The organism is Commensalibacter communis (genome assembly GCF_947179015.1).
GTDB lineage: Bacteria > Pseudomonadota > Alphaproteobacteria > Acetobacterales > Acetobacteraceae > Commensalibacter > Commensalibacter communis.
Genome location: NZ_CAMXCM010000010.1, coordinates 1 through 12940, shown reverse-complemented (window position 1 = coordinate 12940; position 12940 = coordinate 1). Strand labels below are relative to the sequence as shown.

Below are 12940 nucleotides of genomic sequence, written 5' to 3'. Positions count from 1 at the left end.
GTATAACAGATATACCATATAGAATTAATTTTCGATCGATATATAACAGTTTCTTTATTATTTGTTATAGTTTTTATTTTATTTTTTGTATCTTACCTTTTTTTTATACATTCGCATCATTACATTCTTGATAGTCTTTGTGCAGCATCTTCATTAACAAAGTGTATAGGGTGTAATTATGTTCTTTGGTCTTACAGCATTGGAATTGGCGCGGTTACAATTTGCATTTACCGTTTCGTTTCATATCATATTTCCAGCGACTTCTATTGGTTTAGCCTGTTTTTTGGCGATTATTGAATGGAAGTGGCTGCGTACTGGACAGAAAATTTACTTAGATATGTTTAAATACTGGTCTAAGATATTTGCTGTTGCATTTGCGATGGGAGTTGTGTCGGGTATTGTGATGGCGTACCAATTCGGCACGAACTGGAGCGAATTTGCCCGTATTGCAGGGGGTGTTACTGGACCTTTGTTAGCATATGAAGTGTTAAGTGCATTCTTCTTAGAAGCAGGTTTCCTTGGGATCATGTTGTTTGGGTGGGGACGTGTTGGCCCCAAAGCCCATTTTGCAGCGACTATGATGGTGGCACTGGGAACATGTATGTCGATGTTTTGGATTTTATCTTCGAACAGCTGGATGCAAACGCCCCAAGGGTTTACTGTTGAAAATGGAATTATTGTTCCACATGATTGGTTGCAAATTATCTTTAACCCAAGTTTCATCCATCGATTACTTCATATGGGAACAGCTGCTTTTTTAGTGTCTTCTTTATTAGTGGTTGGGGCATCAGGATGGCAGTTATTACGTGGTCATCGCTCGCCAATGACAATGAAAGCATTTTCCATGGCGTTATGGATGGTTTTAATTACGTGTTGTGCTCAAGTTTATTTCGGGGATGCACAAGGGTTAAATACGTTAAAATATCAGCCTGCTAAATTGGCAGCTATTGAGGCACATTGGGAAACCAATACAGATAATCCAATGGCTTTGATTTTATTTACTATTCCAGATATGAAGCAGGAAAAAAATTATTACACTGTTTCTCTCCCTTATGTTGGTAGTTTGATTTTAACCCATCGTTGGAATGGTGTTGTTAAAGGGTTAAAAGAGTTCCCAGCACAAGATAGGCCCAATTCTTTAATTGTTTTTTGGACTTTTCGCTTGATGGTTGGCCTATGTTTCTTGATGATTGCGATGTCTTTTACAGCATTGTGGTTGAGGTATAAAAAACGATTATATACCAGCAAATGGTTCAGTTATTTTGCATTATTTATGGGGCCCACAGGATATATTGCGTTATTAGCAGGTTGGGTAACCACAGAAGTTGGTCGTCAGCCATGGGTTGTTTATAATATGTTACGCACAGAACATGGGTTTTCGAACACAGTTGTCGCAGATCAAGTCGGATTAAGTTTAATTATTTTTGTCACTGTTTACACGGTCGTCTTTGGTAGCGGAATATACTATATTTTCAAATTAATCAATCAAGGACCCAAAGAATATCCTTTGCATGCTTCACCTGCAAAACTGAATAGTAAGGATGAGTTATTATGATAGATTTAGCAGTTATTTGGGCGAGTATTATCGCTCTTGGTGTGCTGATTTACATTGTTCTGGATGGTTTTGATTTGGGAATAGGGATTTTATTTCCTTTTGTCAAAAGTCATAAGCATCGTGATGTGATGATGAATACGGTTGCCCCCGTTTGGGATGGCAATGAAACGTGGATGGTGTTGGGAGGGGCTGGATTATACGCGGCCTTTCCATTGGTCTATGCTACGGTTTTATCAGCCTTATATATTCCGATTATTCTGATGCTAATATGTCTTATTTTCCGAGGGGTGGCTTTTGAATTTCGTTTCAAAGCACATCGCAGTAAATATCTTTGGGATTGGGCATTTATATGGGGATCAACCCTAACCAGTTTTTTCCAAGGGGTTATTTTGGGCGCATATATCCAAGGGATACATGTGGTAAATAACGCCTATGCTGGGGGTCCTCTTGATTGGTTAACACCGTTTTCCATTTTTACCGGTGTGGGTGTTGTGATGATGTATGCTGCTTTGGGATGCGCTTGGTTAGTGATGAAAACCAAAGATGATTTGCAACAAAGTATGTATCAATTAATGCCTAAATTACTCATTGGTTTATTAGTCATTTTTGCAGGTGTCAGTTTTTATACGCCTTTTATTCATCCAGAGATCGCATCACGCTGGTTTAAGATGCCCAATTTAATGTATCTTTCACCAGTACCTGTCTTAGTGTTACTATTTTCTTGGTTGATTTTGCGTGCATGTCGGACACAAAGTGATAAGCAACCATTTCTATGTATTCTATGTTTGGTGCTGATTACTTATGCTGGTTTTTTGATTAGTTTATGGCCAAATATTATTCCACCTTCTGTCTCATTATGGCAGGCGGCAGCGCCCCATAGCAGCCAATTATTTGCTTTGGTTGGTGTTGCGATTTTACTACCGATAATTATTGGTTATACGATATTAACGTATTGGGTGTTTAAAAGTAAAGTGGGGGTAGATGATGAAGGGTATCATTAATCGTACAAAAAACTTACAATTAAAACAATGGCAATGGTTTGTTGTTTTATGGTTGTCTGGAGTGTTGTCTTTGGGTGTTGTGGCACAGTTCTTTCGAGTCATATTATTAATGGCCAAGAACAGCATTTATCATTAGAGTCTGAGATCTCTTATTATGGTGCTACTTGTATTTTATGATGTTGAGATCGATGTATAAATTTAGACAACTTGCTAAAAATATTCAATTTTTGATCGAAAGTGGGTCATGGCCTGCACATAAAAAATTACCGTCGTTAAGAGCGCAGGCTCAAAGCTCCGGATATAGCTTGATGACAGTATTAAATGCATATCAAGAATTGGAAGCAAAAGGATGGATTTATACAAAGCAAAAATCAGGATATTACGTTTCTGGGGATATAAATATATCTCCAGAACATACCAACAAAGTAGCATTAAACACCAATATTGAAATTAATTCATTGGTATTCGATCATCTAAAGAGGTTGCAACAAGATCATGTCATTCCACTAGGATCGGCCTTTCCATCGGTTCCACTATTATGCAACACTCATTTTATGAAAATTCTTTCTCAACATGCCAAACTACCCAATAGCTCGCTCAGCACTGACAGCATGCCACCAGGGTCTTTGCATCTCAGACAAATCTTAGCCAGTCGATACAGTTTAAATGGGATTTCGACGCAACCAGAAGATATTGTGATTACTTCTGGAGCATTGGATGCATTAAATTTATCTTTGCAAGCATTGACTAAACCTGGGGATTTTATCTTATTACAACAAACAATCTTTTATGGGGCTTGGCAAGCAGCAGAAAGATTGGGTTTAAATGTTATCACGATACCCGAGCACCCCGAGCATGGGTTTGATGTGAATGCGTTTGAGAGTGCTTTGAAAAATTATCCAATCAAAGTTTGTTGGTTAATGTTAAATGCACATAATCCCATCGGATTTACCGTCAGTAATGAAATTAAATTAGTGATTGCAGAGTTGTTGCATCGATATAAAGTCTATTTAATCGAAGATGATGTTTATCAAGAGCTATTTTACGAAAAACAAAAACCTTTATCAGTAAAATATTTTGATAAAGAAAATTATGTATTGCATTGTTCATCATTCTCGAAAATATTAGGCGCAGGTGTTCGGGTGGGGTGGGTGCATTCTCGACCATTTTCCAATGCAATTCAACATTTGCAATTGATGAGCACTGTTTCAGCCAGTAATTTAATGCAGCATGCATTGGTAGATTTTATCGGCACACATCATTACGAAAAACATTTGAGACAATTACGGCTAAAATTACAGAAAAATAAAAATACGTATTATAAATTATTAAAAGAAATACTACCCAAAAGTTGCAAGATTTATTTATATGCGACAGGTTATTTTTTATGGATACAATTACCCATAAATGTTGATAGCACCGTTCTATACCAACATTTGCTAGATAAAAAAATTGTAATCGCCCCTAGCATTTTGTTTCAACAAGATAATTTACCTCGAAATTATATAAGGCTTAATTGTTCTTTTAATCTTACTGAACCTATAAAAAGGGCTTTATACACCGTTGTCGAGATGATTAAAATGCTAGAACAAAATGCAGGTGCTGATGGTTCGTAAATAGTTTAATTAATTTGGTAATGCTGAGGTAAGAAACACTCCATATATGTTGCATTTTCTCCGTAAGTTTTAAGTTTTTTCTGTAAATATGAATCAGCAGAAACAACCTTAAACCCATATTTTTCCCAAAATGGTACTGAATTTTGGATTGAGATTAACGAGGCATGTTCGAATTGTTTTTGAAGTGCAATTTTGGCAAAATGTTGGATTAATAATTTCCCCACTCCCATGCCTCTGGCATTAGGATGAATAGCCAGGTCATGCAAATATAAACAATTTGGGTTGGGTTCTGTTGTTTGTGTATTGCTGTGTAATTGGGGGGGATTCCCAAGCGAGGAAGGCAAAGAAAGTAAATATCCTCTGATGCCCTGGTTATCTTTGGCAATGAAACACGTGTCGGGGCTGGTATATATTTTTGAAGCGATCACTTCTGGAGATTCTGGTTCAATTTCATGGTAACAAAGATCTTGAATTTCTAAAATATTGTCCAATTCGCGATCCGTAGCGGGATAAATATACATCGTTATTTTTTCATAAAATCAATAGGTTAAAAAACGGCATTATCTATATCATTTTGTTGAATAAAGGAAAAGTATATAAAATATTTTCAGAGCATAAAGAAATTGTTACAAACTATAATTTTGGAGTTATATTGTAAAAAAATATTCTATGATATCAGTGATAAAGGGTAATAAAAATGAAGTGTTTATGGTGGTTATTATTTGTAATGCTTGGATGTCTTCCAATACATATAGCCATTGCCCAAACCAATATTATCGTTTCTCCAAATAAACCGAAGACCGATATATTGCCACATGCTTCGACTGATATTACGGATATGGAAAAACAAGCACTATCCGGACATATCAAAGCGCAATTTAATCTTGGAGTATTATATCTAGAGGGTAAAAAAATCCCCAAAGATTACCGTAAGGCTATACAATATTTCGAACAAGCAGCCAATCAAGGTGATGCACAATCCCAATTTAACCTTGGTGTCATTTACTTTCAGGGGGTTGCGACCTCTCAAGATTATATGAAGGCAATGAAATATTATCAAATGGCTGCATTTCAGTATATGCCCAAAGCAGATTTTAATGTTGGATATATGTATGAACAAGGCATGGGGGTAAAACCCGACATGCAACAAGCAATCATTTGGTATAAGCGGGCAGCAGAACTGGATGTACCAGAAGCGCAATATAATTTAGCACTGATCTATTATCAAGGAAAAGGCGGTTCTGTTGATTATCGTAAAGCGCTTGGATTATTTAAAGCAGCTGCTAAACATGGTCACTCGGACGGTGCTTATAATGCAGGATATATGTATGAAACAGGCAAAGGAACCGATATCGATAAAGAAAAGGCTAAATTTTATTTTAAGCAATCGTGTGATTTACATAACGCGGATGGATGTAAAGAATATAAAGAATTATTATAATCTATGTGTAACGAGGAAAAAAGTGATTTTCAGGTTGTGTTAGAAAATGCAAAAGAGGCTGCGTTCAGTCCCAATTTATTTTTTCAGTTCGTTGAGAATATTGAGCATTTACCTAACAAATTACTTTTTATGTCAGAACATCAAAGATAGAATTATCCAACATTGTGGTGGGGACTACAAGAGGCTCATTTGACCTCTTTCCCAGCATGGCTGTACGCAGGCGAACCTAAAGATTGGGCAGGGTTAGAAGATTATCAATTGAAAGCAGTTGAGGGTTTAACTCTATTTATATCGTTAATGCTTGGGAATTATCTGCTTGTCGTTCAAAGATTGATTGATATAATTTATTCTGCACTTAAGAATTAAACTGAAATGCTTGGTTTTGCAAAAAATATCTATCATTATGAATATCGTTTTAATCTTCTATCGGAACAAGATCGATATGAATTATTGGATATTTGTAATTGTACTAAGGGTTTCGGAGATGATGGTGGTGGTGCTTGAAATCTTTTTAGGATTGTTGATGAATGTAAAGATTTCATGACTATTTTAAAAAAACATAAAAGAGACATAGAGCATCAATATTGTCTTTAATGGTTACGATTCTTCTTATGAAAATTTCGATTAATCTTCTTCTAGCCCCTCGGCTCCACAGGCTTGAAATAAATAATTTAATGCTCCCTAAGGAAAAGGCCAGTCAAGGACGGTGATAAAGTCATAAAACTGACCAGGATCCTTATCAAAGGTGGTATCTCACCAAAACCAACTGATATTTTCTTCTTCGAATCAATAGAGCCAACTGGATAAACCCCACCCATCATAAGGCATAGAACATAGAAATCGACAAAATTGTTTTTCTTAATTGATATAAAGATTTGTGAGCATTGATCTCTTGGAGGGTTCTTTCTGGGGTTATGATATTAAACGGTCTTTCCAGCATCAATTTTTAATAGATCATGATCGTTATCGTTAATTCAAAAGAAAGATGGATTATTATATTATTATTTTGCAAGTTATTTTTCTTTATTTATAATTAACATAAATTTTAATCTGACTCAAACCTTGTGATAGCGAGCAAATATGTTAAATATCCGTTGTATTACCATGCAAAAAAACGAAACTTATTTACTAGACGCATGGATAAAATATTACGCATATTTGTTCGGTATCGAAAATTTATATATTTTGGATAATGGCTCCACCGAGGAAAAAACAAAAGAGATTTTATCTTCTTATATAAAACTTGGATGTCATGTGATTGATGAATATCATACCCATGAGGACTTTGAAAATAAAGGGGATATCATCTGTAATATCATTAAAGGATGGGATCAGAGAGATGAGTATGATTTTGTCATACCGATCGATATTGATGAGTTTATTATTTTACACCAAGACTATCCATCTTGTAATAAAGAGAGAATTCATGACTATTTTAAAAGTCTGATCGGTGTTCAAGATGCGTTTATCATGCAAGAATCATATTTGAATGTTCCTGGTGAAGTAGGGTTTTTCTCACCAATTTGTGTTTCTAAATGTTTTTTTGCAAGTAAAACAATTGATTCTTTGGATCGCGGTTTTCATCATCCTGTCTCTAAATATTCTTCGACATGTAAGAATACCCAATTGGGTTATTTGCACTTTCACAATCGCTCTTTCAAAGAAACCGTCGAGTTGGCTAAACAAAAACTTGCTCATCGTGTCGATGTTCATAACTTAGACGCATTAAAAAATTACGTAGGGGCAGGGGATCATTTGATTAAATATTTTTTAATGAATGAGTACGAATATTATCAGTTATATCGTAATCATGGAAATATTTATTTTTATGAGGCTATTTTATTATTTATATCTCTTTCTATTGATATAGAAGCGGTGTTTAATGGTAAATATAAAGAAATAAAGCCTTCACATGATACAAAAATTCTTATTCGCTATCCTAATATTCACAATACGGAAAATTACTTGTTTGGTTATTTTGATGTGACGAATTATTTATTTATGAACCAAGATGTAAAAGAGGCAGCTATTCATCCCATTCAACATGTTTGCCTACATGGATTTGTCGATGAAAAACGTATCGCTCATGCATGCCAATCAACAATTTCAGCTGCACGAGATAGTTTTGCAGAATATTTATCAAATCCAAATGATTTGTATATTTTTAACTTAAAACTATCTCAATTAAAGTAGCTAATTTTTAATCGAATAGCAGAGTAAAAATTTTATTATTTTTGAATGTTAATCATACATTAAAATATTTATGGTTTAGTGATTAAGGTCAATGAGGAATATTTTTAAATTCTGTAATATCTGATATCGTTGCCATCATAGATATAGGACAAGCCATCCCCGCTTTATTCAGTGGCTTGTCTGTCTTATCGATGTTGATCCACAATCAATTGTTAACTCATGATTTTATGATTGAAGTGGCTGGTGTTCTTTTGGATACAAGGAATCATATCGTATTGCTGAACGTAAAGGTCGTAATGTAAGTTTTTGGTCTTTGCTGGTTTTTTATTCAGCCCTGTCTTTGTCATTTTGTATTCTTGCCGATCAGGAAAGAGGAAGAAGTTACATTATTTTGGCATTCATCTTTTGTGAAAACACATAATTGAATAAGTTGTATTCTATTTTCTTTGTAAAAAAGACAAAACCTCTTATTTCTTTGATCTCATATTATGGTATAGAATAAAAGTAATAATCGAATTTACAAACTAAAGCACTATTGAAACGATGGGGGCTGAATTGACGGATAAAATATTGGATAAAAAAATTGTCCAACGTGTTGCTAAGCTTTCTTCTTTGGCGGTCAAAGAGGATGAATTGGCAATCTATGCTGCTGATCTTGGTGGTATTATCAATTGGATGGAACAATTAAACGGGGTTGATATTACCGATGTGCAGCCGATGGTTGGCACGGAAATTGCGCAATTACGCTTGCGCGAAGATGTGGTGACGGATGGGGACTGTAAAGAAGATGTTCTTTCCAATGCTCCTGAACGGATTGCTGATTTTTATGCTGTGCCAAAGGTGGTTGAATAATGTTAACGGGAATGAAAATTACAGAGGCAGTCGATGGATTGCGTCAAAAGAAATTTAGTGCCGAAGAATTAACCAAAGCACATGTAAATGCGATTAATAAGCTGAATGATCGTATTAATGCTTATATTACGGTGACTGCGGATGCTGCGATTGAACAAGCCAAAGCCGCAGATCAAAAATTGGCTGCTGGAGATGCGCCTGCATTAACGGGGATTCCGTTGGCAATCAAAGATTTATTTTGTACCAAAGGCGTTAAAACCACCGCTGCCAGCCGTATTTTGGAAAATTTTGTGCCTCCTTATGAAAGCACCGTAACGGCTAATTTATTGCGTGATGGTGCGGTATTTTTGGGCAAAGTGAATCTTGATGAATTTGCGATGGGTTCTGGCAATTTGAACTCTGCGTTTGGTGCGGTGGAAAATCCATGGAAACGTCAAGGTGAAGATACATTCCTTGTGCCTGGTGGTTCTTCTGGTGGTTCTGCTGCTGCGGTGGCTGCACAAATGGCAATGGGTGCGACTGGAACAGATACCGGCGGGTCTATTCGTCAACCTGCGGCTTATTGTGGGATCACGGGGATTAAACCAACTTATGGTCGTTGCAGCCGTTGGGGCATTATTGCTTATGCCAGTTCCTTGGATCAAGCAGGTCCAATGGGGAAATCTGTTGAAGATTGTGCGATTATGTTGCAATCAATGGCTGGCTTTGATCCAAAAGACAGCACCTCTGTGGATAAAGAGGTTCCTGATTATCGTGCAGCTTGTAATCGCTCTTTGAAGGGCATGAAAGTCGGTATTCCAATGGAATATCGTGTGCCTGGTTTATCCCCTGAAATTGAAGCTGTTTGGCAACAAGGGATTAATTGGCTGAAAGAGGCTGGTTGTGAAATTGTTGATGTATCCTTACCACATACAAAACATGGGTTAGCAACCTATTATATCATTGCCCCAGCTGAGGCTTCTTCAAACCTTGCTCGATATGATGGAGTTCGTTATGGTCGTCGTGTAGACGGTGCCAGCCTTGATGAGCTTTATGCTAATACTCGTGGTGCGGGTTTTGGTGATGAAGTTAAACGTCGTATTTTGATGGGAACCTATGTGCTTTCTGCGGGATATTATGATGCTTACTACTTGCGTGCGCAAAAAGTGCGTAAATTGATTAATCAAGATTTCATGAATGTGTTTGACAAAGTGGATGTGTTGTTAACCCCAACCGCCCCAACCGCAGCTTTTGCCAAAGGTGAAAATCAAGAAGATCCAGTGCAAATGTATTTGAATGATATCTTTACGGTTCCTGCCAGTATGGCTGGGGTTCCTGGTTTGGCACTTCCTGCGGGATTAAGCAGCCAAGGATTGCCTTTGGGATTACAATTATTAGGTCGCCCTTTTGGTGAAGAAACTCTTTTTGCCGTTGGTTCTGCGATGGAAAAAGCAGCTAACTTTACCCACAAACCCACTCTTCGCGCTGGAGGTTCCCTATGAGTTATATGATTGAAGGTTCAACGGGTGCTTGGGAAGTAGTGATTGGGTTAGAAGTCCACGCTCAAGTTATCAGTAAAGCTAAGTTATTTTCTGGTGCTTCTGCACATTTTGGTGCTGATCCCAATACTCATGTCAGCCTTGTGGATGCAGCTTTTCCTGGAATGTTGCCTGTTTTAAACCGTGAATGTGTGGATCAAGCTATTCGTACAGGACTTGGGTTAAATGCTAAAATTAATCTGATGAGTCGTTTTGACCGTAAGAATTACTTCTATGCGGATTTGCCTCAAGGCTATCAGATTTCTCAGTTCGAGTTCCCCATTGTTGGTGAAGGCAGCATTGAAATTGAACTAGAAGATGGTTCGGTTAAAAATATTGGGATTACCCGTTTGCATTTGGAACAAGATGCAGGGAAATCAATCCATGATTTAACACCTAAGGACACGGTTGTGGATTTAAACCGTTCAGGTGTGGCATTGATGGAAATCGTCAGTGAACCTGATATGCGTTCGCCAGAAGAAGCAGGTGCTTATCTTCGTAAAATCCGTGCGATTGTGCGTTATCTTGGCACGTGTGATGGAAATATGGAAGAGGGCTCTATGCGTGCAGACGTGAATGTGTCTGTGCGTAAACCTGGTGAAGACTATCGCACGCGTTGTGAGTTAAAAAATATTAACTCTATTCGTTATGTGATGCAGGCAATCGAGATCGAAGCCAAACGCCATATCGAGATCTATGAAAATGGTGGCGAAGTTGATCAAGAAACGCGTTTATTCGATGTTGCTCGTGGGGAAACTCGTACGATGCGCAGCAAAGAAAACGCGCATGATTATCGTTATTTTCCAGATCCAGATTTGTTGCCCTTGATTGTCGAGCAATCTCATGTCGATCATTTGAAATCAACTTTGGCTGAATTACCTGATGATAAACGTAATCGTTTCCAATCTGAATACGGATTGCCTCGTTACGATGCGAATGTGTTGGTTGCTGAACAAGATGTTGCTAATTTCTTTGAGAAAGTTGCCAAAAACCGTGATGGTCGTATGGCTTCAAACTGGGTCACGGGTGAGTTGTTTGCTGTATTGAACAAGCAAGGATTAACCATCCATGAAAGCCCTATCAGTGCCGATGCATTAGGTTCTTTATTGGATTTGATTGCGGATAATACGATTAACGGTAAAATTGCCAAAGAAGTCTTTGAAGATATGGTTGAAACGGGTGACATGCCTGGCGATATCGTTGAACGTAAGGGCTTAAAGCAAGTGACCGATACAGGCGCGATTGAAAAGGTGATTGCAGAAATCTTGGCTGCTAATCCTGATAAAATTGCACAATATAAATCGGGTAAAGATAAATTATTCGGCTTCTTTGTTGGGCAAGTGATGAAGGAAATGCAAGGCAAAGCCAATCCTGCGATCGTCAATGATCTTTTGAAAAAACAATTATCTTAAAGAATGATTGAGAGTCTCTTAATATCTGTTTTATTCAAGTGTATTAAGAGACTCAATAGGGTATTGGGATTGAAGGCAATGGCATATCCGTGTGTTTGTTGTGGCTTTTTAACTAGAGCTGAACCCAGTAACGGAGATTTTGATATTTGCCCAGTCTGCTTTTGGGAAGATGATCCTATATAAAACAATCAGCCCGATGCAGATGGTGGAGCGAACAGTATAACGCTTCATCAAGCACGGTTAAACTTTAAAGAATTCGGTGCAAGCGAACAAAGATTTATAAAAAATGTTCGAGCACCAGATCAGATAGAATACCCTATTTAAAATAATATTAAATGGCTAGTGTCAATAAAGATGATTAGGTTTTCTTAATGATAGAACCTATTTTTTTTGTTTATAGCCGATCAATGATTTAGAAAAATTATTTTTAAAAAATCAAAAAAGGAAATTGACAGTTCCTTAATAAACCATTAGAACCATATCAGAGCAAACGCCGTGTTACTAAGCAACTCTTCTTGCGGAGGGGTGGCCGAGAGGCTGAAGGCGGCGGTTTGCTAAACCGTTGTACGATGAAAGTCGTACCGTGGGTTCGAATCCCATCCCCTCCGCCATATATCCATACATTATCTTGCCATATGTGGACAAGGTATGACATAAAACTTGGGCATTTCAAGTAAACTACCATCTTTATTAAATTTTCAAATGGTTCCAACAGATTTTACAGAATTCGAAGGATATTACACTTTAATAAATAATGCTTTAGAAAATAAGCAATTAGAACAAGGTATTTTATTAAAACCATATAGTAATTTAGATTCATTGAATACGATCATTCCTGTATATATGAATGATAGTTCAAACAATATGGCTGCATTCAATGAAGATGGTTTATGCAAAGGCACTGGATTAATGACCACTGCTTTAGCTTTAGATATTTTTACTTTTGAATGTTATTTTAAATATAACTCTATCTATGATAATACTGCGACTTCCTCACGTAGATCAATTATAGGTAAGTTTGGTCTGTTTAGTATCGGTATTGCAGCGAATAGCAACTCTAAATTTACGTATAAAGATTATGCAGCAGATACAGAAACAACTCTGATTGATGATATTCAAAAAGACAGATGGCATACACTGGCAATTTCTTGTAAGAACAACATAGCTAGTATTTTTGTGGATGGAGTTAAAAAAGTTACTGTAGCGTTTAATTTCTCTTGGAATTATATATTTTTTAGAGGACTAGGATATAAAGATTATGTTCCTTTAGAAAATACGATAGTAATTAAAAATATTTCTATGATTGTCGGTCAAGCAAAATATTATAATGATTATGATTTATCCTTAACGCCT

At 36.8% G+C, this 12940-nt stretch carries 13 protein-coding genes, 1 tRNA gene and 1 pseudogene; 14 read left to right on the top strand and 1 reads right to left on the bottom strand.

Features of this window, described 5'->3' with window-relative positions:
* Positions 1–178: 178 nt before the first annotated feature.
* The 4 genes from PQG54_RS11070 to PQG54_RS11055 are packed head-to-tail and all read left to right on the top strand — an operon-like array spanning position 179 to position 4172.
* The gene (locus tag PQG54_RS11070) at positions 179–1555 is read left to right on the top strand and encodes a cytochrome ubiquinol oxidase subunit I (protein ID WP_271790610.1); all 1377 of its coding nucleotides are present in this window, start codon (positions 179–181) and stop codon (positions 1553–1555) included.
* Positions 1552–2556, top strand: a complete 1005-nt coding sequence (cydB, locus tag PQG54_RS11065; RefSeq protein WP_271790609.1) for a cytochrome d ubiquinol oxidase subunit II — start codon at positions 1552–1554, stop codon at positions 2554–2556. The genes PQG54_RS11070 and cydB overlap by 4 nt, the downstream gene beginning before the upstream one ends.
* Complete coding sequence (locus PQG54_RS11060; RefSeq protein WP_271790608.1) at positions 2537–2692, top strand: hypothetical protein; 156 nt, start codon at positions 2537–2539, stop codon at positions 2690–2692. Before cydB ends, PQG54_RS11060 begins: the two co-directional genes overlap by 20 nt.
* A gap of 52 nt (positions 2693–2744) precedes the next feature.
* A complete protein-coding gene (locus tag PQG54_RS11055) occupies positions 2745–4172 on the top strand; it encodes an aminotransferase-like domain-containing protein (RefSeq protein ID WP_271790607.1) in 1428 nt (475 codons plus the stop codon).
* Positions 4173–4177: 5 nt separating this feature from the next.
* Here the strand turns inward: PQG54_RS11055 and PQG54_RS11050 are convergent, their stop codons facing one another.
* Positions 4178–4693, bottom strand: a complete 516-nt coding sequence (locus PQG54_RS11050) for a GNAT family N-acetyltransferase (protein ID WP_271790606.1) — start codon at positions 4691–4693, stop codon at positions 4178–4180.
* A 176-nt stretch (positions 4694–4869) separates the two neighbouring features.
* Here PQG54_RS11050 and PQG54_RS11045 point away from each other — a divergent pair, with 176 nt between their 5' ends.
* From PQG54_RS11045 to PQG54_RS11000, 10 genes and pseudogenes are all read left to right on the top strand, one after another.
* On the top strand, positions 4870–5613 hold the full coding sequence (locus PQG54_RS11045; protein WP_271790605.1) for a tetratricopeptide repeat protein: 744 nt from the start codon (positions 4870–4872) through the stop codon (positions 5611–5613).
* A 162-nt stretch (positions 5614–5775) separates the two neighbouring features.
* On the top strand, positions 5776–5979 hold the full coding sequence (locus tag PQG54_RS11040; RefSeq protein WP_271790604.1) for a hypothetical protein: 204 nt from the start codon (positions 5776–5778) through the stop codon (positions 5977–5979).
* Positions 5980–5985: 6 nt separating this feature from the next.
* On the top strand, positions 5986–6117 hold the full coding sequence (locus PQG54_RS11035; protein ID WP_271790603.1) for a hypothetical protein: 132 nt from the start codon (positions 5986–5988) through the stop codon (positions 6115–6117).
* Between the two features lie 576 nt (positions 6118–6693).
* Positions 6694–7806, top strand: a complete 1113-nt coding sequence (locus PQG54_RS11030) for a glycosyltransferase family 2 protein (protein WP_271790602.1) — start codon at positions 6694–6696, stop codon at positions 7804–7806.
* 543 nt (positions 7807–8349) lie between these two features.
* Positions 8350–8658 (top strand): Asp-tRNA(Asn)/Glu-tRNA(Gln) amidotransferase subunit GatC, encoded by a 309-nt coding sequence (gatC, locus tag PQG54_RS11025; RefSeq protein WP_271790601.1) that lies wholly within the window; start codon positions 8350–8352, stop codon positions 8656–8658.
* Positions 8658–10139 carry an Asp-tRNA(Asn)/Glu-tRNA(Gln) amidotransferase subunit GatA gene (gene gatA, locus PQG54_RS11020; RefSeq protein WP_271790600.1) on the top strand — a complete coding sequence of 494 codons (1482 nt, stop codon included), beginning with the start codon at positions 8658–8660 and terminating at the stop codon, positions 10137–10139. Before gatC ends, gatA begins: the two co-directional genes overlap by 1 nt.
* The gene (gatB, locus tag PQG54_RS11015; protein ID WP_271790599.1) at positions 10136–11587 is read left to right on the top strand and encodes an Asp-tRNA(Asn)/Glu-tRNA(Gln) amidotransferase subunit GatB; all 1452 of its coding nucleotides are present in this window, start codon (positions 10136–10138) and stop codon (positions 11585–11587) included. Before gatA ends, gatB begins: the two co-directional genes overlap by 4 nt.
* A 3-nt stretch (positions 11588–11590) precedes the next feature.
* A pseudogene (locus tag PQG54_RS11010) lies at positions 11591–11911 on the top strand (CPCC family cysteine-rich protein).
* A 195-nt stretch (positions 11912–12106) separates the two neighbouring features.
* A tRNA-Ser gene (locus PQG54_RS11005) sits at positions 12107–12198 on the top strand.
* Positions 12199–12247: 49 nt separating this feature from the next.
* On the top strand, positions 12248–12940 hold a 693-nt coding region (locus tag PQG54_RS11000), incomplete at its 3' end, for a hypothetical protein (RefSeq protein ID WP_271807724.1).